The sequence below is a fragment of the Pantoea brenneri genome, from assembly GCF_038594305.1.
In the GTDB taxonomy this organism is placed as follows: Bacteria; Pseudomonadota; Gammaproteobacteria; order Enterobacterales; family Enterobacteriaceae; genus Pantoea; species Pantoea brenneri.
Genome location: NZ_JBCGBG010000003.1, coordinates 163,174 through 185,601, shown reverse-complemented (window position 1 = coordinate 185,601; position 22,428 = coordinate 163,174). Strand labels below are relative to the sequence as shown.

At 56.4% G+C, this 22,428-nt stretch carries 27 protein-coding genes; 16 read left to right on the top strand and 11 right to left on the bottom strand.

The genetic code is table 11. From position 1 onward, the window contains the following. The first annotated feature begins 19 nt into the window (after window positions 1-19). Entirely contained in the window at window positions 20-1,270 is a 1,251-nt protein-coding gene (entS, locus tag AABB92_RS14475; RefSeq protein WP_031375427.1) for an enterobactin transporter EntS, read from the top strand. Here entS and fepB read toward each other — a convergent pair. After that, window positions 1,265-2,224: a Fe2+-enterobactin ABC transporter substrate-binding protein gene (fepB, locus tag AABB92_RS14470; RefSeq protein ID WP_031375428.1), complete on the bottom strand. Its 960-nt coding sequence runs from the start codon at window positions 2,222-2,224 to the stop codon at window positions 1,265-1,267. The genes entS and fepB overlap by 6 nt on opposite strands. A gap of 177 nt (window positions 2,225-2,401) precedes the next feature. On the opposite strand from fepB, the gene AABB92_RS14465 reads away from it, so the two are divergent. From AABB92_RS14465 to AABB92_RS14445, 5 genes are read left to right on the top strand one after another with little or no spacing between them, the layout of a single operon-like run. Then, window positions 2,402-3,580: an isochorismate synthase gene (locus AABB92_RS14465; RefSeq protein WP_031375429.1), complete on the top strand. Its 1,179-nt coding sequence runs from the start codon at window positions 2,402-2,404 to the stop codon at window positions 3,578-3,580. Between the two features lie 10 nt (window positions 3,581-3,590). Then, window positions 3,591-5,207 (top strand): (2,3-dihydroxybenzoyl)adenylate synthase, encoded by a 1,617-nt coding sequence (locus tag AABB92_RS14460; RefSeq protein WP_031375430.1) that lies wholly within the window; start codon window positions 3,591-3,593, stop codon window positions 5,205-5,207. 19 nt (window positions 5,208-5,226) lie between these two features. Beyond that, entirely contained in the window at window positions 5,227-6,081 is an 855-nt protein-coding gene (locus AABB92_RS14455) for an isochorismatase family protein (RefSeq protein ID WP_031375431.1), read from the top strand. After that, window positions 6,078-6,836: a 2,3-dihydro-2,3-dihydroxybenzoate dehydrogenase gene (gene dhbA, locus AABB92_RS14450; RefSeq protein ID WP_031375432.1), complete on the top strand. Its 759-nt coding sequence runs from the start codon at window positions 6,078-6,080 to the stop codon at window positions 6,834-6,836. The genes AABB92_RS14455 and dhbA overlap by 4 nt, the downstream gene beginning before the upstream one ends. 2 nt (window positions 6,837-6,838) lie before the next feature. Continuing rightward, the gene (locus tag AABB92_RS14445; RefSeq protein WP_046289155.1) at window positions 6,839-7,258 is read left to right on the top strand and encodes a hotdog fold thioesterase; all 420 of its coding nucleotides are present in this window, start codon (window positions 6,839-6,841) and stop codon (window positions 7,256-7,258) included. Between the two features lie 78 nt (window positions 7,259-7,336). Here AABB92_RS14445 and cgtA read toward each other — a convergent pair whose 3' ends face one another. From cgtA to rplU, 3 genes are all read right to left on the bottom strand, one after another. Next, entirely contained in the window at window positions 7,337-8,509 is a 1,173-nt protein-coding gene (gene cgtA / locus AABB92_RS14440) for an Obg family GTPase CgtA (protein WP_031375433.1), read from the bottom strand. Window positions 8,510-8,751: 242 nt separating this feature from the next. Further along, window positions 8,752-9,009 (bottom strand): 50S ribosomal protein L27, encoded by a 258-nt coding sequence (gene rpmA, locus AABB92_RS14435; protein WP_031375434.1) that lies wholly within the window; start codon window positions 9,007-9,009, stop codon window positions 8,752-8,754. A 15-nt stretch (window positions 9,010-9,024) separates the two neighbouring features. Further along, on the bottom strand, window positions 9,025-9,336 hold the full coding sequence (gene rplU / locus AABB92_RS14430) for a 50S ribosomal protein L21 (protein ID WP_031375435.1): 312 nt from the start codon (window positions 9,334-9,336) through the stop codon (window positions 9,025-9,027). 256 nt (window positions 9,337-9,592) lie between these two features. On the opposite strand from rplU, the gene ispB reads away from it, so the two are divergent. Further along, on the top strand, window positions 9,593-10,564 hold the full coding sequence (gene ispB / locus AABB92_RS14425) for an octaprenyl diphosphate synthase (RefSeq protein WP_031375436.1): 972 nt from the start codon (window positions 9,593-9,595) through the stop codon (window positions 10,562-10,564). A 242-nt stretch (window positions 10,565-10,806) separates the two neighbouring features. Further along, on the top strand, window positions 10,807-11,100 hold the full coding sequence (locus AABB92_RS14420; protein WP_031375437.1) for a helix-turn-helix domain-containing protein: 294 nt from the start codon (window positions 10,807-10,809) through the stop codon (window positions 11,098-11,100). A gap of 69 nt (window positions 11,101-11,169) precedes the next feature. Here the strand turns inward: AABB92_RS14420 and murA are convergent, their stop codons facing one another. The 7 genes from murA to mlaF form a co-directional block, all read right to left on the bottom strand. Beyond that, entirely contained in the window at window positions 11,170-12,432 is a 1,263-nt protein-coding gene (murA, locus tag AABB92_RS14415; protein ID WP_031375438.1) for a UDP-N-acetylglucosamine 1-carboxyvinyltransferase, read from the bottom strand. Between the two features lie 67 nt (window positions 12,433-12,499). Beyond that, on the bottom strand, window positions 12,500-12,757 hold the full coding sequence (gene ibaG / locus AABB92_RS14410) for a BolA family iron metabolism protein IbaG (protein ID WP_010251880.1): 258 nt from the start codon (window positions 12,755-12,757) through the stop codon (window positions 12,500-12,502). 113 nt (window positions 12,758-12,870) lie between these two features. Further along, window positions 12,871-13,176: a lipid asymmetry maintenance protein MlaB gene (gene mlaB, locus AABB92_RS14405; RefSeq protein WP_031375439.1), complete on the bottom strand. Its 306-nt coding sequence runs from the start codon at window positions 13,174-13,176 to the stop codon at window positions 12,871-12,873. Continuing rightward, entirely contained in the window at window positions 13,176-13,814 is a 639-nt protein-coding gene (gene mlaC / locus AABB92_RS14400; RefSeq protein ID WP_031375440.1) for a phospholipid-binding protein MlaC, read from the bottom strand. The genes mlaB and mlaC overlap by 1 nt, the downstream gene beginning before the upstream one ends. Window positions 13,815-13,830: 16 nt before the next feature. After that, a complete protein-coding gene (gene mlaD / locus AABB92_RS14395; protein WP_031375441.1) occupies window positions 13,831-14,376 on the bottom strand; it encodes an outer membrane lipid asymmetry maintenance protein MlaD in 546 nt (181 codons plus the stop codon). Window positions 14,377-14,380: 4 nt separating this feature from the next. Then, complete coding sequence (gene mlaE, locus AABB92_RS14390; RefSeq protein ID WP_031375442.1) at window positions 14,381-15,163, bottom strand: lipid asymmetry maintenance ABC transporter permease subunit MlaE; 783 nt, start codon at window positions 15,161-15,163, stop codon at window positions 14,381-14,383. A gap of 4 nt (window positions 15,164-15,167) precedes the next feature. Then, a complete protein-coding gene (mlaF, locus tag AABB92_RS14385; RefSeq protein ID WP_031375443.1) occupies window positions 15,168-15,983 on the bottom strand; it encodes a phospholipid ABC transporter ATP-binding protein MlaF in 816 nt (271 codons plus the stop codon). 227 nt (window positions 15,984-16,210) lie between these two features. Here mlaF and AABB92_RS14380 point away from each other — a divergent pair, with 227 nt between their 5' ends. Genes AABB92_RS14380 through hpf form a run of 8 tightly spaced genes read left to right on the top strand, consistent with a single transcriptional unit; the run spans window position 16,211 to window position 22,385 of the window. Further along, complete coding sequence (locus AABB92_RS14380) at window positions 16,211-17,191, top strand: calcium/sodium antiporter (RefSeq protein WP_031375444.1); 981 nt, start codon at window positions 16,211-16,213, stop codon at window positions 17,189-17,191. 16 nt (window positions 17,192-17,207) lie between these two features. Then, window positions 17,208-18,191: an arabinose-5-phosphate isomerase KdsD gene (kdsD, locus tag AABB92_RS14375; protein WP_031375445.1), complete on the top strand. Its 984-nt coding sequence runs from the start codon at window positions 17,208-17,210 to the stop codon at window positions 18,189-18,191. Between the two features lie 13 nt (window positions 18,192-18,204). After that, window positions 18,205-18,771 (top strand): 3-deoxy-manno-octulosonate-8-phosphatase KdsC, encoded by a 567-nt coding sequence (gene kdsC / locus AABB92_RS14370; protein ID WP_031375446.1) that lies wholly within the window; start codon window positions 18,205-18,207, stop codon window positions 18,769-18,771. Further along, a complete protein-coding gene (gene lptC, locus AABB92_RS14365) occupies window positions 18,768-19,337 on the top strand; it encodes an LPS export ABC transporter periplasmic protein LptC (protein ID WP_031375447.1) in 570 nt (189 codons plus the stop codon). The genes kdsC and lptC overlap by 4 nt, the downstream gene beginning before the upstream one ends. Continuing rightward, window positions 19,312-19,863: a lipopolysaccharide ABC transporter substrate-binding protein LptA gene (gene lptA, locus AABB92_RS14360; protein ID WP_031375448.1), complete on the top strand. Its 552-nt coding sequence runs from the start codon at window positions 19,312-19,314 to the stop codon at window positions 19,861-19,863. The genes lptC and lptA overlap by 26 nt, the downstream gene beginning before the upstream one ends. A 5-nt stretch (window positions 19,864-19,868) precedes the next feature. Continuing rightward, window positions 19,869-20,594 (top strand): LPS export ABC transporter ATP-binding protein, encoded by a 726-nt coding sequence (gene lptB, locus AABB92_RS14355; protein ID WP_031375449.1) that lies wholly within the window; start codon window positions 19,869-19,871, stop codon window positions 20,592-20,594. A gap of 48 nt (window positions 20,595-20,642) precedes the next feature. Beyond that, on the top strand, window positions 20,643-22,076 hold the full coding sequence (gene rpoN, locus AABB92_RS14350) for an RNA polymerase factor sigma-54 (RefSeq protein WP_046289153.1): 1,434 nt from the start codon (window positions 20,643-20,645) through the stop codon (window positions 22,074-22,076). Between the two features lie 21 nt (window positions 22,077-22,097). Beyond that, on the top strand, window positions 22,098-22,385 hold the full coding sequence (gene hpf, locus AABB92_RS14345; protein WP_031375450.1) for a ribosome hibernation promoting factor: 288 nt from the start codon (window positions 22,098-22,100) through the stop codon (window positions 22,383-22,385). The last annotated feature ends 43 nt before the right edge of the window (window positions 22,386-22,428 follow it).

The window sequence follows — 22,428 nt, the reverse complement described above, 5'->3', positions numbered from 1 at the left end:
GGTGCAAAAAGGCGACGTTATGAACAAACCCTCCCACTTTATCGATCTCAGCCTGCTGAAAACCCATCCCGCCTTCCGCGCCGTGTTTATCGCCCGATTTATCTCAATCGTCGCGCTTGGCATGCTGGCGGTCGCGGTACCGGTACAGATTCAACAGCTGACACAATCCCCGCTGCTGGTCGGACTGGCGGTCACGCTGGCCGGTGCCGGCATGTTTATCGGCCTGCTGACCGGCGGCGTACTGGCCGATCGCTACGAACGCCGACGCCTGATTTTGTTTGCCCGCTCCACCTGCGGCCTCGGTTTTGTCGCGTTGTGCATCAATGCCCTGCTGCCCGCGCCCTCGGTGATCGCGGTGTTTGTGCTGGGCCTGTGGGATGGCTTTTTTGGCGCGATTGGCGTCACCGCGCTACTGGCCGCCACCCCGGCGCTGGTGGGGCGCGAAAATATCATGAAAGCGGGCGCTATCACCATGCTGACGGTCCGCTTTGGTGCGATCCTGTCGCCGGCGATTGCCGGACTGGTGATCGCCCATGCTGGCGTGGTCTGGAACTACGGTCTGGCGGCGATCGGCACCTTACTGACGGTGCTCACCCTGCTGCGACTGCCAACGCTTGCCCCGCCACCACAACCGCGTGAACATCCGCTGACCGCGTTATCCGCCGGGATCGGGTTTCTGTTCGCCAGCCCGATCGTCGGCATGGCCGCGCTGGTTGGCGCGCTGGTGACCTTAGCCAGTGCGGTGCGGGTACTCTACCCGGCGCTGGCTCCGCACTGGCAGGTCGGGCTGGAGCAACTGGGGCTGATGTATGCCGCCGTGCCACTCGGGGCGGCGGTCGGTGCCTTAACCAGCGGCCGGCTGGCACAGTCGTCGCAGCCGGGTCGATTGATCCTGGCCAGCGCCATTGCCGCCTTTGTGGCGCTGGGCCTGTTCAGCCTGATGCCGTGGTTCAGCCTGAGTCTGGTCTGCCTCGCCGCGTTTGGTTATTTCAGTGCTATCAACAGCCTGGTGCAATATGCCCTGATCCAGACGCTAACGCCGGATGCGCTGCTTGGGCGGATCAACAGCCTGTGGACGGCGCAGAATGTTACCGGTGATGCGCTTGGCGCGGCGATGATCGGGGCGATGGGGTCACTGTTGCTGCCGCAGCAGGCGGCAGGCCTGCTGGGTCTGGCCGCCACCGTGCTGGGCGTTGTGATGTGGCTGCTGATGGCGCGTTTGCGCCGTTATCAACCGCCTGCACATGGGCAGGCGGAAACAGCATCATGATTTAGCGAACAGCGCCTCCAGCCGGTTCAGCAGATTGGTGGCGCTGTAGTAATCCAGACGGAAGGTATCCAGCCCCAGCGCATAGACCGCTTTGCTACGCACCGCGGGCGTCTGGGCCAGGAAAGGATTCTTCATCACCTGCTCTGCTGTTTGCGGCTCGGCGGCAAACAGCAGATACGAGTGGCCATTCAGCCCGGCGGCCAGATTTTCCCCTGACAGCTGAATAATGTCTTTACGCTGCCCCATGCTGTGACCATGCTGCATGTCGGCAGGTGGCGTAGCCAGGGTGAACCCCAGCTGCTGCAGCAATTTGCCCTGCCCGGATGCCTCAGTCCACAGATTAACTGCGCGACCGTCGCCGTTCCAGACCATGGCGGAGACCGGCTGCGGCGGCAGCGTCAGCGCTGAGCGGAGCGCTTTTTCACGTGCATCGAATGCGCTTACCCGGGCAGCGGCTTGTGCTTCATGGCCGGTTGCTTCACCCAGCAGCGTTACCAGCTGCTGCCAGCTTTTATCGTCGTAGTTGATCACCAGCACCGGCGCGATGGCGGACAGCTGATCGACCAGTTTGATCGCTGAGTCATTGCCGGTGGCACTGACCACAATCAGGTCCGGCGCTTCCGCCGCAATCGCTTCGGCACTCGGCTCGCCAATATAAAGGCGTTTTACGCCGCGCTGTTTTGCCACCTCACCCCACTGACGGAAGAAACCCTGCCCATCGGCCAGCCGGCTGTTGGGTGCCGTTGCGCCGCTGGCGATCACCGGCGCATCTATCGCCAGAAGCGAACCGGTCAGGGTGACGCTGGTCGAGACAATGCGGGTCGGCGCCTGGGATAACGTCACACTGCCTTTTGCGCCCGCCACCGTGCGCGGCCAGCCGTTCTGTGCCGTCGCCGCGAAACTGATACAGAAGAAAAACAGCGCTATCGCCGCCTTTACACCACGTTTAGTCATAAATTTCAGTCCACTTTTATACTGGCTATTTGCCCTGCTGTTTGTGCTGATTTAGCAGGAAAACGCAGCCGAAACACCGCGTATTTATTGACACTTCCGGCTAATCAACGTAGGTTACTGGGCCACAATACAAATGATAATCATTATTAATTATCTTATCATTTATAGGTGAAAATTATGGTGGAATCGTTGACGTTTGAACATCCCTTGTTGCAGGATTTCTCCGCGTTGTGCCGCGGCTTCCTGTTTACTTCTCCCTGGAAAAGCCTGACCACGCAGGGCTGCTTCACCACGCTGACCACCCCGGTAACTGCGGGTGATGTGCTGACAGGGGATTTTCAGCAACAATTGCAGCACCATTTCGCCTCAGCCAGAAAACAGGGCATTACCCACCCTATTCTGGTCGGCGCGATCCCGTTTGACGTCAATCAGCCATCGGCGCTGTTTATCCCCGAATCGTATCAGACCTTTAACCGCGCCGATCTGCATGCGGTCACCTCACCGCCCGACTCTGCCTTGCCGCAGGTGCGTCGCCGTACGGCGGTGCCGGATCATGACATTTTCACCGATATGGTGGCGCAGGCGGTAGCCGCAACGCAGCGTGGCGATCTGGATAAAGTGGTGCTGTCGCGACTGATGGATATCACCGCTGAACAGCCGGTGGATACCGCGGCGCTGATGCAGCGCATCGTGGCGCAGAACCCTAACAGCTATCACTTTCATCTGCCGCTGCCGGAAGGGGGTTCGCTGGTCGGGGCCAGCCCGGAATTAATGATCCGCAAACAGGGTCGGGATTTCAGCTCCTGTCCGCTGGCCGGATCGGCCCGCCGTGATGCCGATCCGATCCGTGACCAGGCCGCAGGCCAGAGCCTGATGCGCTCGGATAAAGATCGCCATGAACATAAGCTGGTGACCGATGCGATGCGCCACACGCTGCAACCGCGCAGCCGGACGCTGTCGGTGCCGGAGGTGCCGTCGCTGATCACCACCGCAACCTTATGGCATCTCGCCACTCTGATTGAGGGTGAAGTGCTCGACCCACGCGAAAATGCACTGTCGCTGGCCTGCCTGCTGCATCCGACGCCGGCACTGAGCGGCTTCCCGCATCAGCGCGCCCAGCAGCTGATACAGCAACTCGAACCGTTTGAGCGTCAGCTGTTTGGCGGCATCGTCGGCTGGTGCGATGACCAGGGCAATGGCGAATGGGTTGTGACGATTCGCTGCGGCACGGTCAATGGGCCACGCGTGCGGCTGTTTGCTGGCGCGGGTATCGTTGCTGACTCACAACCAGAATCAGAATGGCGTGAAACTGGCGTCAAACTTGACACCATGCTTCGCGCTTTTGGACTGCAATAAAGGAACCTGTATGACCATTTCCTACAGCCGCTGGCCTGACGATCTGGCCGCGCGTTACCGCGAAAAAGGCTACTGGCTGGATTTGCCGATGACCGATATCCTCGAACGCCACCAACAGAGCGACAGCGTGGCGGTGATTGATGGCGATCGGCAGTTCAGCTATCGTCAGCTGGCCCGCTTAAGTGACAACCTGGCGGCGGCGTTGCAGCGTCGTGGCCTCAAACCGGGTGATACCGCGCTGGTGCAGCTCGGCAACGTGGCCGAATTTTACCTGACGCTGTTTGCGCTGTTTAAAATTGGCGTCGCGCCGGTTAATGCGCTGTTCAGCCATCAGCGTACTGAGCTGACGGCTTACGCCAGCCAGATTGCGCCCCGCCTGCTGATTGCCGATCGCAGCCATACGCTGTTTGCCGATGACAGTTTTATCAGCCAGCTGTGCCGCGATCATGACTCGCTGCAGCAGGTGATCCTGCGCGGTGACGGTCAGGCTGAAAACAGCCTTGAGGCGCTGCTGGCGGAAACGGCGGGCGATTTCGTTGCTACGCCGACCGCCGGTGATGAAGTGGCCTTTTTCCAGCTTTCAGGCGGCAGCACCGGCACGCCGAAACTGATCCCGCGCACCCATAACGACTACTATTACAGCATCCGCGAAAGTGACGTTATCTGTGGAGTGACTGCCGACACCCGTTATCTGATCGCCCTGCCCGCTGCGCATAATTTTCCGATGAGCTCACCGGGCGCACTGGGGGTCTTCTACGCGGGCGGACAGGTTATTCTGGCGGCCGATCCCAGCGCTACGCTCTGCTTCCCGCTGATTGAAAAGCATCAGGTAACCGATACCGGTCTGGTCCCGCCAGCCGTCAGTCTGTGGCTGCAGGCGATTCAGGAATGGGGCAGCAATGCCGCACTGGCTTCGCTGCAACGCATTCAGGTCGGTGGCGCGAAGCTGGGCGAAACCCTGGCGGCGCGCATTCAGTCAGAGATAGGCTGCAAACTGCAGCAGGTGTTCGGCATGGCTGAAGGTCTGGTGAACTACACCCGGCTCGATGATGATGAAACCACCATTCTGACCACGCAGGGCCGCCCGATCTCGCCGGATGATGAAGTGTGGGTGGCCGATGAACAGGGCAATCCGCTGCCGACCGGCGCCATTGGCCGTCTGATGACGCGCGGACCTTATACCTTCCGCGGCTACTACAACAGCCCGGAACATAATGCCGCCAGCTTCGATTCACAGGGCTTTTACTGCTCTGGCGATCTGATTGAGATCACCCCGCAGGGCAACATCATTGTTCAGGGGCGTGAGAAAGATCAGATCAACCGCGGGGGCGAAAAGATCGCGGCGGAAGAGATCGAGAACCTGCTGCAACGCCATCCTGATGTGATCCACGCAGCACTGGTGTCGATGAACGATGAGCTGATGGGTGAGAAGAGCTGCGCCTTTATCGTGGCCCGTCAGCCGGTGAAACCGGTGGCGCTACGTCGTCACCTGCGTGAACTCGGGGTAGCGGAATTCAAACTCCCCGACCGTATTACCTGCGTAGATGCCCTGCCGCTGACCCCTGTCGGCAAGGTGGATAAAAAACGTTTGCGCCAACAACTTGCCGATCAACAAGCGCAAGCCTGATCTGTCCGGAGATTTTTCTATGGCTATTCCAAAACTGACCTCTTATCCGCTGCCAGCCGCCACTGAGTTGCCGACCAACAAGGTAAAATGGGCGCTGGAGTCGGGCCGTGCGGCACTGCTGATCCACGATATGCAGCGTTATTTCCTCAACTTCTGGGGCGAGAATAGCCCGCTGGTGGAGCAGGTAGTCGACAACATTGCCCGCCTGCGCCGCTACTGCAAAGCGCAGGGGATTCCGGTGTTCTATACCGCGCAGCCGAATGCGCAGAGCGATGAAGATCGTGCGTTGCTCAACGACATGTGGGGCCCGGGCCTGAATAAGCATCCCGATCAGCAGAAGATCGTGGACGCGCTGGCACCGGATGCCGACGATCATGTGCTGACCAAATGGCGCTACAGCGCCTTCCATCGCTCGCCGCTTGAGTCGATCCTGCAGGAGATGGGCCGCGATCAGCTGATCATCACCGGCGTCTATGCCCATATCGGTTGCCTGACCACCGCCACCGACGCGTTTATGCGCAACATCCAGCCGTTTATGGTGGCGGATGCACTGGCGGATTTCAGCCGCGACGAGCATATGATGGCGCTGACCTACACCGCTGGCCGCAGTGGCAAAGTAGTGATGACCGCCGACCTGATGCCGCTGCCGCTGAGCAAAGACGATCTGCGTGCGCTGATTCTGCCGCTGCTGGAAGATGACGACGTGCCGGAAGATGATGAAAACCTGATCGATTACGGTCTGGATTCGGTGCGGGTGATGGCGCTGGCGGCGCGCTGGCGTCAGGTGCACGGCGACATCGACTTTGTCAGCCTGGCCAAAAATCCGAGCATTGATGGCTGGTGGGCATTGCTGTCACGGGAGCCTGCGCAATGAGCCATTCGTTCGACTTCAGCGGAAAAATTGTCTGGATAACCGGTGCCGGCCAGGGAATTGGCTATCATACCGCGCTGGCGTTTCATCAGGCAGGTGCGCAGGTTGAAGCTTTCGATCAGCGTTTTCACGGCCACGACTATCCGTTTCCCTGCCATACGCTGGACGTGTCCGATCCTGACCAGGTGAAGACGCTCTGCCAGCGACTGCTGGCGACGCAGCCGCGTATTGATGTGCTGGTGAACGCGGCCGGTATTCTGCGGATTGGCGCGACCGATGAGCTGTCGTTTACCGACTGGCAGGCCTGCCTTAACGTCAATGCCGGTGGCGCGTTCAACCTGTTTCAGCAAACCCTGCCGGTGTTCCGGCAGCAGCGGGCGGGCGCAATTGTCACTATCGCCTCCAACTCAGCGCACGCGCCGCGTATTGGCATGTCCGCCTATGGCGCCTCAAAAGCCGCCCTGCGCAGCCTCTGTTTGACGGTGGGTCTGGAGATGGCACCGTATGGCGTTCGCTGCAATATCGTCTCGCCCGGTTCAACCGATACCGATATGCAGCGCAGCCTGTGGCATACGCCGACCGGTGAGCAGGAGATGATCGCGGGCTTCCCGGATCAGTTCAAACTCGGTATCCCGCTAGGAAAGATCGCACAGCCGCAGGAAATTGCCGCTAACGTGCTGTTCCTCGCCTCCGATCTTGCCAGCCACGTCACCTTACAGGATATCGTGGTGGATGGCGGCGCAACCCTGGGAGCCTGATCATGTCAACGATCTGGAAACGATCTATCGATCTTGATGCCCTGAATGCGCTGGGGGAGAACTCGCTGGTGGCACATCTGGGGATCATTTTTACCGTAATCGGCGAGGATTATCTGGAAGCGACCATGCCGGTCGATGCCCGAACGCATCAGCCTTTTGGCCTGCTGCACGGTGGCGCATCTGTGGTACTGGCGGAGTCGATGGGATCGATTGCGGGCTATCTGGCCGTTGAGGAAGGCAGCAGCGTGGTGGGCGTGGAAGTGAATGCCAGCCATCATCGTGCGGTATCAAGCGGGTTGGTACGCGGCATTTGTCGTCCGCTGCATCTGGGCAAGCGCAGCCAGAGCTGGCAGATTGAGATTCGTAACGGTCGCGATCAACTGTGTTGCAGTGCCCGGCTGGGCGTGGCGGTAATGAGCTAACGCCGGTGTGATGCTCCCCTTTCAGGGCGAAAAGGGAGCATCGCGCATCAGCCGTGATTCGGTGATGCGCGCAGAGCGTTAGCGCTGATAGATAATTTCGACGCCTTCGTCGTCTTCATCATCCCAGTCTTCATCCCACTCTTCATCTTCCACTTCAACCGCATTTTCAATGGCTTCTTTGTGGTAATCATCCCACATGAACTCCACTTTCTCCGGCTGTTTCTCTTCGAGCTCGGCTTCTTTCGGGTTGGCGTTGATGAAGCTCATCACGTCCCAGCAGAGTTCGTTGACACCGGTACGGCTGGCTGCCGAGATCAGGTAATACTTCCCTTCCCAGCCCAGCGCGTCAGCGATCGCTTTGGCGCGTGACTGCGCTTCTTCTTCGCTCAGCAGGTCAATTTTATTGAACACCAGCCAGCGCGGCTTGTTGAACAGCTTATCGCTGTATTTTTCCAGCTCGCCGAGAATGATGCGCGCGTTTTCAATCGGATCGCTTTCATCGATAGGATCGATGTCGATCAGGTGCAACAACACGCGGCAACGCTCAAGGTGCTTCAGGAAGCGAATACCCAGACCCGCGCCTTCGGCTGCGCCTTCGATCAGGCCAGGAATATCGGCCACCACAAAGCTCTGTTCGCTGTCCATACGGACCACGCCAAGGCTCGGGACCAGAGTGGTAAACGGATAGTCCGCCACTTTCGGTTTGGCTGCCGAGACGGCACGGATAAAGGTCGATTTACCGGCATTCGGTAAGCCCAGCATCCCGACGTCGGCCAGCAGCATCAGCTCCAGCTGCAGGTCGCGTTTTTCACCGGGCGTACCCATGGTTTTCTGACGCGGACTGCGGTTAACCGACGATTTGAAGCGGGTATTGCCCAGGCCATGCCAGCCGCCTTTGCCGACCATCAGTTTCTGGCCGTGGCGCGTCATGTCGCCTAAGGTCTCACCGGTACCCTGGTCGATGACCCGGGTGCCGACCGGCACTTTCACCACGATATCTTTGCCACGTTTGCCGGTACAGTCACGGCTCTGGCCGTTCTGTCCACGCTCGGCGCGGAAAGACTTTTCGAAACGATAATCGATCAGGGTGTTAAGGTTTTCGTCAGCGATCAGGTAAACGTCACCGCCGTCACCACCATCACCCCCGTCCGGGCCGCCTTTCGGGATATATTTTTCGCGGCGGAAGCTGACGCAACCATTACCGCCATCGCCGGCGACGACCAAAATTGTCGCTTCATCAACAAACTTCATTTTCTATCTCCGTCACACAATCGTCTGCAGCACTCTGCAAACGGGTCCGCCAGGGTCTTCTGCGCTGACCAGCGGCGGATAAATCAGGATTGGCTTTCGCCAGTGCGTACATAAAGTGTACAGCAATCTTTTGTGATGCGTTGCCTTTACGGCAACCGAGCGCAGAATGTAAAAAGCCCCGCAGCAGTTGCGGGGCCTTTAATTCGTGCGTTCAGACGTTAAACGTCTGCGTCACGACAACCTTACTCAGCAACGATGCTGATGTATTTACGGTTGTTCGGACCTTTGATTTCGAATTTTACTTTGCCGTCTGCGGTAGCAAACAGGGTGTGGTCACGACCACAACCTACGTTGTTACCGGCGTGGAATTTGGTGCCACGCTGACGAACGATGATGCTACCCGCCAGAACGGATTCACCACCAAAACGTTTTACACCCAGACGTTTTGCGTTGGAGTCACGACCATTTCGAGTCGAACCACCAGCCTTTTTATGTGCCATTTGTCAGATCTCCTCTTAGGCAGTGATGCCAGTGATTTTCACATCAGTGAACCACTGACGGTGGCCTTGCTGCTTACGGTAGTGTTTACGACGACGAAACTTAACGATCTTAATTTTCTCGCCACGACCATGAGCAACAACTTCCGCCTTGATCATACCGCCTGAAACCAGTGGCGCGCCGATTTTCACGTCTTCGCCATTGGCAATCATCAGAACCTGGTCAAACTCAATGGTTTCACCGGTTGCGATGTCCAGCTTTTCCAGGCGAACGGTCTGACCTTCGCTTACTCGGTGTTGTTTACCACCACTTTGGAAAACCGCGTACATATAAAACTCCGCTTCTGCGCTTGCCTTTTAGTTCATCAGGCGGCGCGCTAAATATTCACAATAGGGCGCGAATTCTACGCAAAACTCCAGGAGAAGACAAGAGCACTTTGCACTCTCTTGCAGAAAAAAAACACAGGCCGAACGCAAACGTTCCTCAACCAGAAAATTCAAGTACAATCAGTAACAGATTACCTGAACGCTGGCTGGGTAAAAGCACTTACCATGGCAGAGAAACGAGTCATAGCTGAAAAGACGAATGAACTTAGAACAGATTAATGAATTAACCGCACAGGATATGGCTGCCGTTAACCAGACCATCCTCGACCAGCTGAATTCAGATGTCTCGCTCATCAACCAGTTGGGCTATTACATCATCAGTGGTGGGGGCAAGCGTATCCGCCCCATGATCGCCGTGCTATCCGCACGCGCCATGGGTTACAAGGGCGATCTGCACGTTACCAATGCGGCGCTGATCGAATTTATCCATACCGCCACGCTGTTGCATGACGATGTGGTGGATGAATCCGATATGCGTCGTGGCAAAGCCACCGCCAATGCGGCGTTCGGCAATGCGGCGAGCGTGCTGGTCGGTGATTTTATTTACACCCGCGCCTTCCAGATGATGACCAGCATGGGCTCATTGCGCATTCTGGCGCTGATGTCGGAAGCGGTGAACGTGATTGCTGAAGGCGAAGTGCTGCAGCTGATGAACGTGAACGATCCTGACATCACGGAAGAGAGCTACATGCGCGTGATTTACAGCAAGACTGCGCGCCTGTTCGAAGCCGCATCGCAGGCGTCCGCGATTCTGGCTGAAGCCACACCGGAAGAGGAAAAAGCGCTGCAGGATTATGGACGCTATCTGGGTACCGCTTTCCAGTTAATTGACGATTTACTGGATTACAGTGCCGACGGTGAAACGCTGGGTAAAAATACCGGCGACGATCTGAGTGAAGGGAAACCGACGCTGCCGTTACTGCATGCGATGCAGCACGGATCGCCGGATCAGGCGAAAATGATCAGAGAAGCGATTGAGCAAGGCAATGGCCGGCATCTGCTGGAGCCGGTGCTGGAAGCGATGAATCAGTGCGGCTCGCTGGAATGGACGCGCAAGCGTGCGGAACAGGAAGCGGATAAGGCCATTGAAGCATTGAAAATCCTGCCGGAAACGCCGTGGCGCAGCGCGCTGGAGTCGCTGGCGCACATGTCCGTTCAACGCGACTTCTAATCCCTGACGGAGCCAGCCCTGGCTCCGTTTTTGTTTATCTGCTCCCACTTCTTTTACGCTTCTTTCTCTGGTTGCACCTCTTTTGCGCGGGTTCACGCAGATCTGGCTTAAGATCCAAATTTTACTGGAAACATATGGAATCTATTTGCTATAAATCCCACTAACTTTCCAGATAACATTGCAAAAAGGAAAGCCGTCGCCCGTGTGGGTGACGCAATAACACGGAAAAGGAGAACAGGTTTATGCAGAAAAGGATTGAAGACTGGCATCCCGCCGACATTATCGCCGCCTTACACAAGCGCGGCACGACTCTGGCCGCTCTGTCACGCTCGGCAGGCCTGAGTTCATCTACCCTGGCCAATGCGCTGTCGCGACCGTGGCCCAAGGGTGAGTGGCTGATTGCCGAGGCGATTGCTATCCATCCCGCGGAGATCTGGCCCAGCCGCTACTACGATGCCGATACGCATTGCCTGCTGGATCGTAAGAAACGGATCCGATCGCTGCCCGATCAACCTACCGATCACAGCGATCTTTAGTTCTTACCCGGCGAAAAAAAACCAGCTCCGGATGCCGGAGCTGGCTCATGGTCTTGCCGCAAAGCGGGATTACTCGTCGCCGCTCACGCGCTCAATGTTTGCACCCATCGCTTTCAGTTTATCTTCGATGTGTTCATAGCCACGATCGATATGATAGATACGATCGACCAGCGTGGTGCCTTCCGCGATGCAACCCGCCAATACCAGGCTGGCAGACGCACGTAAATCGGTGGCCATTACCTGCGCGCCAGACAGCGTTTCAACGCCGTGGCAAATCGCGGTATTGCTCTCAATTTCCGCGTGCGCACCCATACGAATTAATTCCGGGATGTGCATGAAGCGGTTTTCAAAGATGGTTTCGGTGATCAGGCCGGTGCCTTCCGCGACCAGGTTAAGCAGCGTGAACTGCGCCTGCATATCGGTTGGGAAACCCGGATGCGGTGCGGTGCGGACGTTAACCGCTTTTGGCCGCTTGCCGTGCATATCCAGACTGATCCAGTCTTCACCGGTTTCGATATCCGCACCCGCGTCACGCAGTTTCGCCAGTACGGCATCCAGCGTATCGGGCTGCGTTTTATGACACACCACTTTGCCACCTGAAATGGCGGCCGCTACCAGGAAGGTGCCGGTTTCAATACGGTCCGGCAGTACGCGGTAAACTCCGCCACCCAGACGTTCAACGCCTTCGATGGTGATTTTATCGGTGCCTGCGCCGCTGATTTTTGCGCCAAGGGTATTCAGGAAGTTGGCGGTATCGACAATTTCTGGCTCACGGGCGGCATTCTCAATCACCGTCGTGCCGGTCGCCAGCGTCGCGGCGCTCATGATAGTGACGGTCGCACCGACGCTGATTTTGTCCATCACGATCAGCGCGCCTTTCAGACGGCCGTTGACTGACGCTTTAACGTAGCCCTCTTCCAGTTTGATCTCGGCACCCAGTTGCTCAAGACCGGTAATATGCAGGTCGACCGGACGCGCGCCAATCGCGCAGCCACCCGGCAGGGAAACCTGTCCCTGACCAAAACGCGCCACCAGCGGGCCCAGCGCCCAGATCGAGGCGCGCATGGTTTTCACCAGATCGTAAGGGGCACAGAATACGTCCACCGCGCTGGCATCGACATGCACAGAACCGTTGCGCTCCACCTTCGCACCCAGCTGGCTCAGCAGCTTCATGGTGGTATCGATATCGCGCAGCTTCGGCACATTCTGGATCTCGACCGGCTCTTCAGCCAGCAGGGCAGCAAACAGGATAGGCAGCGCGGCGTTCTTCGCCCCGGAAATGGTTACTTCACCACTTAAGCGGGTGGGGCCTTGCACACGAAATTTGTCCATTAACACGGCTCTCAATTAACTAGCTAAAGGTCGGACTCGCGCACGGCGAGTTCACCAGGCTGACGGATCAGAAACCGTTGAGTTTACGGTCACGCGCCCATTCAGCGGGAGTATAGGTTTTGATGGAGACAGCATGAATGCGGTTATCCGCGATGAACTCCATCAGCGGCGCGTAAACAGCCTGCTGCTTCTTAACGCGGCTCAGCTCACCAAACAGTTCGCCGACGGCGATAACCTGAAAGTGGCTGCCATCATTGCTCATCACATGCACTTCATCTAAAGGCAATGCTGCCATCAGCACGGCCTGAATTTCACTGTTTTCCATTGCGCTTAACTTCACCTGATAATAATAAGGGAGACATCTTAGAGGAAAGCGGCTGACTCTTAAATACGCAAAAGCCCCTGTGTAAAACAGGGGCTTAGCGTAACGACCGGAAATCAGGCGCTTTTATCCGCAGAAACAATAATCTGTTGCAGATTGTAAAGGGTAATCAGCGACTGCAGTTTGTCGCTGATGCCGGCGAACCGGGGAGTAATGCCCTGGGCCCGGGCGATTTCACGCAGATGCACCAGCAGCGCCAGCCCGGAGGAATCGACCCGCTCCAGCGCGGCGACATCAATAATATCAACATCTTTGATCAGCGTGTCGCGCTGCTGCCACAGGCTGAGCAGCGTATCGCGGTCCAGCTCGCCTTTCAGTAATAGCGTGCTGGCTTCACGCTGCCAGCTTAACGATTCGCGCATTATTGCTGTTTATCCAGCGTAATCGGCTGCGCCGCGGATGATTTCAGCTGCGCGGTCAGGCCATCAATGCCTTTGGTACGTAACAGATCGCTCCACTCATTTTGCTTGGTGGTGATCATGCTGACACCTTCGGCGATCATGTCATACGCCTGCCAGTTGCCGGTCTGACTGTTCTTGCGCCACTGGAAGTCGAGGCGAACCGGAGGACGGCCATTCGGGTCGATAATCGAAACGCGGATTGCGACAATTTTAGCGTCGCCTAACGGCTGTTCAGGCTGAATCTGGTAGGTCTGACCGTGATACAACGCTAAGGCCTGGCCGTAAGCCTGTGCCAGATAATCACCAAAGGCGCTGAAGTAGGCTTCACGCTGTGCAGGAGTAGAGTCGCGGTAGTAGCGGCCCAGCACCAGTGCGCCGGCATATTTAATCTGCACATACGGCAGCAGTTCCTGACGTACGATGTCGCGCAGGTAGTTCGGGTCCTGCTTGATTTTCGGCTGCTCATTCTTAAGACGGGTAAAGGTCTTCTGCGCCGCTTCGTTCATCAGTTTGTAGGGATTGCTCTGGTCGGCTGCCGCATTGGCCGTCAGCGGCACCGCCACCACCAGCATGGCAATCATCAGTAAACGTTTAAACATAGTATACCCTCTTGTTTTAAGGTTGAGCCGGTACCGCAGGTGCGGCATTCTCGCTGCCCTGCGCATCCTTACTGTCATTATTTTGTTTGTTGTCGCCGCTCTTGTAGAGGAACTGACCAATCAGGTCTTCCAGTACCATCGCCGACTTGGTATCACGTAACGTGTCGCCATCTTTCAGCATCGACGAACCCAGTTCAGGATCGTCAAAGCCTAAGTTAAGCGCCAGAAATTGTTCCCCCAGCAATCCTTGTGTCCGGATCGCCAGCGAACTGGTGTCTGAAATTTTATTAGCGTACTGATCGCTGATGTCCATGGTGACACGCGGCAGCAGCGTTTTCGGTTCCAGTTCAATATCGGTTACCCGGCCAATCACCACGCCGCCAATTTTTACCGGCGAACTGGCTTTCAGGCCGCCAATATTGTCAAAGGTCGCGTAGAGCTTCCACGTCGGCTCGGTGCCCATCGACTTTAAATCGGCGACGCGCAGCGCAAGAAACAGCGCAGCCAGTAACGCCATGATCATGAAAATGCCAACCCAGATTTCGCTTTTTTTGCTTTGCATTGCATCAATTCCCAAACATCAGTGCTGTCAGCACAAAATCCAATCCGAGCACCGCCAGTGACGCGTGCACCACGGTGCGCGTCGTCGCGCGACTGATCCCTTCAGAGGTTGGAATCGCATCATAGCCGTTAAACAGCGCTATCCACGTTACGGTGATAGCAAACACCGCGCTTTTAATCAGGCAGTTAACGACATCGGTACGAAAATCAACGGCATTCTGCATCGCCGACCAGAAGAAACCAGGATCAATCCCTTTCCAGCTCACGCCGACCAGCGCCCCACCGGCGATACCCACCGCGGTGAAAATCAGCGTCAGCAGCGGCATGCTGATAAAACCGGCCCAGAAACGCGGCGACACCACCCGTCGTAACGGGTCAACCGCCATCATCTCCATACTGGAGAGCTGTTCGGTGGCTTTCATCAGGCCGATTTCGGCGGTCAGCGCGGACCCGGCCCGTCCGGCGAACAGCAGCGCGGTCACCACCGGTCCCAGTTCACGCAGCAATGACAGCGCCACCAGCATACCGAGACTGGTTTCTGCGCCGTAAGTGGTTAAGACCAGGTAACCCTGAAGGCCAAGCACCATGCCGATAAACAGACCGGAAACCACGATGATCAGCAGCGACAGCACGCCGACGCTATACAGTTGCTTAATCAGTAGCGGCGTGTGTCTGCGGAACGCTGGTTTGCCCACCAGCGCATGAAACAGCATTAATCCTGCGCGGCCAAAACTGGCGCACGTTTCAATTCCCTGACGTCCAAATGTCGCCAGCGCCTTCAACACCATCAGTTTAGTTACTCCCTGAGCCGGTTAAATCAGCGAGATAGTCGCCGGCAGGAAAACGGAATGGAACCGGACCATCCGCTTCTCCATCAATAAACTGGCGGACACGCGGATCGTTGTTTTCTCGCAGTTCCGGCGTGGTGCCGTGTGCGATAATTTTCTGTCCGGCCACGATATAGGCGTAGTCCGCAATACTTAATACTTCCGGTACGTCGTGCGACACCACAATACAGGTCAGTCCCAGCGCGTGGTTAAGTTCATCAATCAGCTTAACCAGCACGCCCATGGTAATCGGGTCCTGTCCGACAAAGGGTTCGTCGAACATAATCAGTTCAGGTTCTAAGGCAATGGCACGCGCCAGCGCAACGCGCCGCGCCATTCCGCCCGACAGCTCAGCCGGTTTCAGCTGGGCGGCGCCACGCAGACCGACCGCTTCCAGCTTCATTAATACCGTACTGTGCAGTAACGGAGCCGGCAGGCGGGTGTGTTCACGCAGCGGCCAGGCGACATTTTCATACACCGTTAAGTCGGTAAACAGCGCGCCTGACTGGAACAGCATGCTCATTTTTTTACGCGCCTCATACAACTTAGCGCGAGATAATGACGGGATGTTTTCGCCACGGAAATAGATTTCGCCACGGGTCGGCTGAAGCTGACCCCCAATCAAGCGTAGCAGAGTGGTTTTACCGATCCCCGAAGGTCCCATTATCGCTGTCACTTTGCCTTTCGGTACGGTCAGCGAAATGTCATCGAAGATTTGGCGATCTCCGCGCGAAAAACTCACGCCACGAACCTCGACCAGATTCGTCTGCTGCTGGATCATTATTACCTCTTGTAAGGATCGGGCGTAAACATGGGTTACGATGGTAGCCTGTTCGGTCCTGATTCACGATAGCTTTACAGAAACTTATCGCTAACATTTGGCGAAAACGGCCATTAAATTTACTTTTGCCTTTCAGACGGTCAAAATCAGCGCCTGTTATATCGCACAGAACCTGAAACCCGCCGGACAAGGCGTGCCGGGCTGGGGTTTTTACGCAAGGATTTTTCATGTTCGTAGCTTCTGCACTGCTGATTATCGGTTTGCTTTTACTGGCTTATGGTGCCGATCGTCTGGTGTTTAGCGCCTCGATACTCTGTCGATCGTTTGGTATTCCACCCTTGATCATTGGCATGACCGTCGTCAGCATCGGCACCTCGTTGCCCGAGATGATTCTCTCCTTCTCGGCCGCGCAGCATGGCCAGATGGATCTTGCTGTCGGTACCGCGCTGGGCTCGAATATTACCAACATTTTACTGATCCTGGGTGCCGCTGCGTTAATGCATCCACTCAGCGTACACTCTAATCTGATTCGTCGTGAACTCCCTTTAATGCTGCTGGTGACGTTGCTCAGCGGTTTTATGCTGTTTGATAACCAGCTTAGCCGACTGGATGGCATTGGATTGATCGCCATCGCCGCGGTTTATCTGATGGTGGTGATCCGCATTGCGCGTAAAGCGGAGCGTGATAACAACGACACCCTGACCCGTGAACAGCTGGCGGAATTACCGCGCGAAGAGAGCGGCAACACGGTGGCGTTTCTCTGGCTGGCCGTCGCCCTGATTATCCTGCCGATGTCGACCCGGATGGTGATCGACAACGCCACGGTGTTTGCCGACTATTTTGGCGTCAGTGAACTGGTGATGGGTCTGACGCTGATTGCCGTCGGCACCAGCCTGCCCGAGCTGGCGACGGTGATTGCTGGTGCGCTAAAAGGCGAAGATGATATCGCGATCGGTAACCTGATCGGCGCCAACATTTATAATATTGCTATCGTACTCGGCCTGCCGGCGCTGATGCATCCTGGCAGCATCGATTACCACGCGTTCGCCCGTGATTACTGGGTGATGCTCGGCGTCAGCGTACTGTTCGCCCTGCTCTGCCTGTTACGTCGCCGACGCGTTGGCCATACGGCAGGCGCACTTTTACTCTGTGGTTTCTTCGTCTGGGTGACGCTGCTGTGGGTACAGCCAGCGTTCATGGACGGCTAACAAGGACAGACTGACCATGTCATATCAGCAACCGGCAGTTTTTGATTTCCAGCGCGCAGGCAAAGCGGTATTGCGCATCGAGCGCGAAGGTCTGGAGCAGCTCGATCAGTACATTAACGACGATTTTGCCCGCGCCTGCGCCCGGATTTACGCCTGCCAGGGTAAAGTGGTGGTGATGGGGATGGGCAAGTCAGGCCACATTGGCAAAAAAATGGCCGCCACCTTTGCCAGCACCGGCACGCCCGCCTTTTTCGTTCATCCGGCGGAAGCCAGCCATGGCGATCTCGGCATGGTCAGCAAGAATGACGTGGTGATTGCCATCTCCAACAGCGGCGAGTCGAATGAAATTCTCGCGCTGATTCCGGTGCTAAAGCGGCAGAATATCACCCTGATCTGCATGACCGGCCGGCCAGAAAGTGCGATGGCCCGGGCTGCCGATGTGCATCTGTGCGTCAGTGTCCCGCAGGAGGCGTGCCCGCTCGGTCTGGCTCCCACCAGCAGCACTACCGCCACGCTGGTAATGGGCGATGCGCTGGCCGTTTCACTGCTGGAAGCGCGCGGCTTCACCGCCGAAGACTTTGCGCTCTCCCACCCCGGCGGCGCACTCGGACGTAAACTGCTGCTGCACGTGGCCGATATCATGCACAGCGGCGATGAACTGCCGCACGTCACGCGCGATGCCTCGCTGCGTGATGCGCTGCTGGAAATTACCCGCAAAAACCTCGGGTTGACGGTGATTGTTGACGATCTGATGAAGATTGAAGGCATCTTTACCGATGGTGACCTGCGCCGCATCTTCGATATGGGTATCGATTTCCAGCGCGCCACCATAGGTGAAGTGATGACGCCAGGCGGCATTCGCGTGCGGCCGAACATGCTGGCGGTTGAAGCGCTCAACCTGATGCAAACCAAAAACATTACCTCGATCCTGGTCGCCGATGACGACCATCTGCTCGGTGTGGTACATATGCATGACATGCTGCGCGCTGGCGTAGTCTGAACAGGAAAAGACAATGCAACTGGCAACTCCCCCGATTGATACCTGCTATGGCCCGGTCAGCGCCGAGGTGATGGCTCGCGCCAGCCAGATTCGCCTACTGATTTGCGACGTCGATGGCGTGATGTCCGACGGGGTGATCTACATGGGCAATAATGGTGAAGAGCTGAAGGCGTTTAATGTGCGCGACGGCTACGGTATTCGTTGCCTGCTGACCTCAGATGTGGAAGTGGCTATTATTACCGGCCGGAATGCCCGCCTGATGGAAGATCGCTGTAAAACGCTCGGCATTCGTCATCTTTATCAGGGACAATCGGATAAGCTTTTGGCCTATGGCGAACTTCTGGATAAACTGTCTCTTTCCGATCAACAGGTCGCCTATATTGGTGACGACCTGATCGACTGGCCGGTGATGGCAAAAGTGGGATTAAGCGTGGCGGTTGCGGATGCACATCCGGTGCTGTTGCCGCGCGCGCACTACGTGACGCGCATTGCGGGCGGACGTGGCGCGGTACGTGAAGTTTGCGACCTGATCTTAATGTCGCAGGACAAATTTGAGGATGCCAAAGGGCAATCAGTATGAGTAAAAGCAGGCGTTGGATGACGCTGATTCTGACCTTGATTGCACTGGTTTTAATCGGCTGGAATCTTACCAACCAGGATGAGAATACGCCGGTTGCCACCGATAACCAGGCACCGACCTATACCAGTGCGGATTCCCACACCGTGGTTTATAACCCACAGGGTGCACTGTCGTATAAGCTGGTTTCCGATAAAGTGACCTACTTTTCGGATCAGGAACTGAGCTGGTTCGATAATCCGGTGATGACCACCTACGACGAAAATAAAGTGCCGACCTGGACACTCCGTGCCGACAAAGCAAAGCTCACCAAAGATCGTATGCTTTATCTGTATGGTCATGTGGAACTGAATACGCTGACACAGGATTCCCAGCTTGACCGGGTCAAAACCGACAATGCGCAGGTTAACCTTGTCACTCAGGACGTTACCTCTGACGACCAGGTGACGCTGTATGGCCGCAGTTTTAACTCCACCGGCATGAAAATGCGCGGCAATTTACGGACAAAAAACGCCGAGTTAATCGAAAAGGTCAAAACTTCTTATGAAATTCAAAATGAACAAAAATAGCCTTAAGCTTTTACTCGCCAGCATGCTGCTGGCGAGCAGCGTGCCTGCGCTGGCCCTGACCGGTGACTCGGATAAGCCCGTCAATATTGACTCGCAGAACCAGGCGCTGGATCTGCAGGGCAATGTCGCGACCTTTACCGGCAACGTTATCGTCACTCAGGGTTCGATCAAAATCACCGCTGATAAAGTGGTGGTGACCCGTCCGGGCGGCGACAGCAAGAAAACCATCGTCGATGCGTACGGCAATCCTGCCACCTTCTACCAGATGCAGGACAGCGGCAAACCGGTGCAGGGCCATGCGGCAAAACTGCACTATGAACTGGCTAACGACTTTGTTGAACTGACCGGCAACGCCTTCATTGAGCAGCAGGACAGCAACATCAAGGGCGATCGCATTACCTATCTGGTGAAAGAGCAGAAAATGCAGGCTTACAGCCAGGGCCAGAATAAGCGCGTCACCACCGTGCTGGTGCCGTCGCAACTGCAGGATAAAGGTTCGTCCAACAGCGGAAAGAAGAGTAACTGATAGCTATGGCCACATTAATCGCAGAAAACCTGGCGAAGGCATATAAAGGCCGTCGCGTGGTAGAAGATGTCAGTCTGCAGGTAAAGTCAGGCGAGATTGTCGGCCTGCTGGGTCCCAACGGTGCCGGTAAAACCACCACCTTTTACATGGTGGTCGGCATTGTGCCGCGCGATGCGGGACGCATTATTATCGATGACGAAGATATCAGTATCCTGCCGCTGCATGCCCGTGCGCGTCGCGGTATCGGCTATCTGCCGCAGGAGGCCTCTATTTTCCGTCGCCTCAGCGTCTACGATAACCTGATGGCGGTTCTGCAAATCCGTGACGACCTCACCGAAGAGCAGCGTCAGGATCGCGCCAACGAGCTGATGGAAGAGTTTCACATTGAGCACCTGCGCGACAGCATGGGTCAGGCGCTCTCCGGCGGTGAACGTCGCCGGGTCGAGATCGCCCGCGCGCTGGCCGCCAACCCTAAATTTATCCTGCTGGATGAACCGTTTGCGGGTGTCGACCCGATCTCGGTCATCGACATCAAGAAAATCATTGAGCATTTGCGTGACAGCGGCCTTGGCGTGTTGATTACCGACCATAACGTGCGCGAAACCTTAGCGGTGTGCGAACGGGCATATATCGTCAGTCAGGGCCACCTGATCGCGCACGGTACGCCGAATGAAATTCTGGCAGATGAGCAGGTTAAGCGGGTTTATTTGGGTGAAGAGTTCAGACTCTGATAAGGTGTCGTAAATACTGATGTTTACCTGGGAACTACCATCCTGTCTATGAAGCAAGGTTTGCAACTCAGGCTCAGCCAACAGCTGGCGATGACACCGCAGTTGCAGCAGGCGATTCGTCTGCTGCAACTCTCTACGCTTGAACTCCAGCAGGAGTTACAGCTGGCACTGGAAAGTAATCCGCTGCTTGAACAAACCGACCTGCATGATGAAATCGACTCTCGTGAGGCTCCTGAAGGCGAAGCGCTGGATACCCGTGAAGCGCTTGAGCAGAAAGAGATGCCTGACGAGCTGCCGCTGGACGCGACCTGGGATGAAATCTACACCGCCGGCACGCCATCCGGGACCGGTACCGATTATCAGGATGATGAGTTACCGGTTTATCAGGGCGAAACCACCCAGTCACTGCAGGATTACCTGATGTGGCAGGTTGAGCTAACGCCATTTAGCGATACTGACCGCGCTATTGCCACTTCGATCGTGGATGCGATCGACGATACCGGATACCTCACCGTTTCGCTTGACGAGATCCTCGACAGCATCGGCAACGATGAGCTTGAGGCCGATGAAGTCGAAGCGGTGCTGAAACGCATTCAGCGCTTTGATCCGGTTGGCGTCGGTGCGCGCGATCTGCGCGACTGTCTGCTGGTGCAGCTGTCGCAATATGCGCCCGAGACGCCGATGCTGGCGGAAGCCCGCCTGATCGTCAGTGAACATCTGGATCTGCTGGCCAACCACGATTTTCGCAGCCTGATGCGGGTGACGCGCCTCAAAGAAGAGGTGCTGAAAGAGGCGATGATGTTAATTCAGTCGCTGGACCCGCGTCCCGGTCAGTCAATTAATACCGGTGAACCGGAATATGTGATCCCCGACGTGCTGGTGCGGAAAGTCGGCAGCCGCTGGACGGTTGAACTGAACGCCGACAGCGTCCCGCGCCTCAAGATCAACCAGCAGTATGCCGCCATGAGCGGGGCGACGCGTAACGACAGCGACAGTCAGTTCATTCGCAGCAACCTGCAGGAAGCGCGCTGGCTGATTAAAAGCCTGGAAAGCCGCAACGATACGCTGCTGAAAGTGACACGCTGTATTGTCGAGCAGCAGCAGGCCTTCTTTGAACAGGGCGAAGAGTTTATGCGCCCGATGGTGCTGGCCGATATCGCCCAGGCGGTTGAGATGCACGAATCGACCATTTCCCGCGTCACTACGCAAAAGTATCTGCACAGTCCGCGAGGCATTTTTGAACTGAAGTACTTTTTCTCCAGTCACGTGAATACTGAAGGTGGCGGCGAAGCCTCATCGACAGCCATTCGCGCACTGGTGAAAAAATTAATCTCGGCGGAAAATCCAGCCAAACCCTTGAGCGACAGTAAACTCACCTCCATGTTATCTGATCAAGGGATCATGGTGGCACGTCGTACCGTCGCCAAATACCGCGAGTCTTTATCCATCCCGCCATCGAACCAGCGCAAACAGCTGGTTTGACAGAAATGAGAAGGAAGACCTATGCAGCTGAACCTTACCGGGCAAAATGTTGAAATCACCGCACCACTGCGCGATTTCGTCAGCGGTAAATTTGCCAAACTGGAACACTATTTCGAACATATCAATCAGGTTTATATTGTGCTGAAAGTTGAGAAAGTCACCCAGGTGGCTGACGCAACGCTGCACATAAACGGTGGCGAGCTGCACGCCACGTCCGAAGCGGAAGATATGTATGCGGCGATTGACGGGTTGATCGACAAGCTCGCCCGTCAGCTGACCAAACACAAAGATAAACTGAAAAAACACTAACCTTCACGCTAGCTACGCGCGCCTGCCGCGCAGAGCCGACAGG

What these genes read in the sequence shown, in the direction of transcription:
- entS (WP_031375427.1), top strand. Translation starts at nt 20, where the DNA reads ATGAACAAACCCTCCCACTTTATCGATCTCAGCCTGCTGAAAACCCAT.
- fepB (WP_031375428.1), bottom strand. Translation starts at nt 2,224, where the DNA reads ATGACTAAACGTGGTGTAAAGGCGGCGATAGCGCTGTTTTTCTTCTGT.
- AABB92_RS14465 (WP_031375429.1), top strand. Translation starts at nt 2,402, where the DNA reads ATGGTGGAATCGTTGACGTTTGAACATCCCTTGTTGCAGGATTTCTCC.
- AABB92_RS14460 (WP_031375430.1), top strand. Translation starts at nt 3,591, where the DNA reads ATGACCATTTCCTACAGCCGCTGGCCTGACGATCTGGCCGCGCGTTAC.
- AABB92_RS14455 (WP_031375431.1), top strand. Translation starts at nt 5,227, where the DNA reads ATGGCTATTCCAAAACTGACCTCTTATCCGCTGCCAGCCGCCACTGAG.
- dhbA (WP_031375432.1), top strand. Translation starts at nt 6,078, where the DNA reads ATGAGCCATTCGTTCGACTTCAGCGGAAAAATTGTCTGGATAACCGGT.
- AABB92_RS14445 (WP_046289155.1), top strand. Translation starts at nt 6,839, where the DNA reads ATGTCAACGATCTGGAAACGATCTATCGATCTTGATGCCCTGAATGCG.
- cgtA (WP_031375433.1), bottom strand. Translation starts at nt 8,509, where the DNA reads ATGAAGTTTGTTGATGAAGCGACAATTTTGGTCGTCGCCGGCGATGGC.
- rpmA (WP_031375434.1), bottom strand. Translation starts at nt 9,009, where the DNA reads ATGGCACATAAAAAGGCTGGTGGTTCGACTCGAAATGGTCGTGACTCC.
- rplU (WP_031375435.1), bottom strand. Translation starts at nt 9,336, where the DNA reads ATGTACGCGGTTTTCCAAAGTGGTGGTAAACAACACCGAGTAAGCGAA.
- ispB (WP_031375436.1), top strand. Translation starts at nt 9,593, where the DNA reads ATGAACTTAGAACAGATTAATGAATTAACCGCACAGGATATGGCTGCC.
- AABB92_RS14420 (WP_031375437.1), top strand. Translation starts at nt 10,807, where the DNA reads ATGCAGAAAAGGATTGAAGACTGGCATCCCGCCGACATTATCGCCGCC.
- murA (WP_031375438.1), bottom strand. Translation starts at nt 12,432, where the DNA reads ATGGACAAATTTCGTGTGCAAGGCCCCACCCGCTTAAGTGGTGAAGTA.
- ibaG (WP_010251880.1), bottom strand. Translation starts at nt 12,757, where the DNA reads ATGGAAAACAGTGAAATTCAGGCCGTGCTGATGGCAGCATTGCCTTTA.
- mlaB (WP_031375439.1), bottom strand. Translation starts at nt 13,176, where the DNA reads ATGCGCGAATCGTTAAGCTGGCAGCGTGAAGCCAGCACGCTATTACTG.
- mlaC (WP_031375440.1), bottom strand. Translation starts at nt 13,814, where the DNA reads ATGTTTAAACGTTTACTGATGATTGCCATGCTGGTGGTGGCGGTGCCG.
- mlaD (WP_031375441.1), bottom strand. Translation starts at nt 14,376, where the DNA reads ATGCAAAGCAAAAAAAGCGAAATCTGGGTTGGCATTTTCATGATCATG.
- mlaE (WP_031375442.1), bottom strand. Translation starts at nt 15,163, where the DNA reads ATGGTGTTGAAGGCGCTGGCGACATTTGGACGTCAGGGAATTGAAACG.
- mlaF (WP_031375443.1), bottom strand. Translation starts at nt 15,983, where the DNA reads ATGATCCAGCAGCAGACGAATCTGGTCGAGGTTCGTGGCGTGAGTTTT.
- AABB92_RS14380 (WP_031375444.1), top strand. Translation starts at nt 16,211, where the DNA reads ATGTTCGTAGCTTCTGCACTGCTGATTATCGGTTTGCTTTTACTGGCT.
- kdsD (WP_031375445.1), top strand. Translation starts at nt 17,208, where the DNA reads ATGTCATATCAGCAACCGGCAGTTTTTGATTTCCAGCGCGCAGGCAAA.
- kdsC (WP_031375446.1), top strand. Translation starts at nt 18,205, where the DNA reads ATGCAACTGGCAACTCCCCCGATTGATACCTGCTATGGCCCGGTCAGC.
- lptC (WP_031375447.1), top strand. Translation starts at nt 18,768, where the DNA reads ATGAGTAAAAGCAGGCGTTGGATGACGCTGATTCTGACCTTGATTGCA.
- lptA (WP_031375448.1), top strand. Translation starts at nt 19,312, where the DNA reads ATGAAATTCAAAATGAACAAAAATAGCCTTAAGCTTTTACTCGCCAGC.
- lptB (WP_031375449.1), top strand. Translation starts at nt 19,869, where the DNA reads ATGGCCACATTAATCGCAGAAAACCTGGCGAAGGCATATAAAGGCCGT.
- rpoN (WP_046289153.1), top strand. Translation starts at nt 20,643, where the DNA reads ATGAAGCAAGGTTTGCAACTCAGGCTCAGCCAACAGCTGGCGATGACA.
- hpf (WP_031375450.1), top strand. Translation starts at nt 22,098, where the DNA reads ATGCAGCTGAACCTTACCGGGCAAAATGTTGAAATCACCGCACCACTG.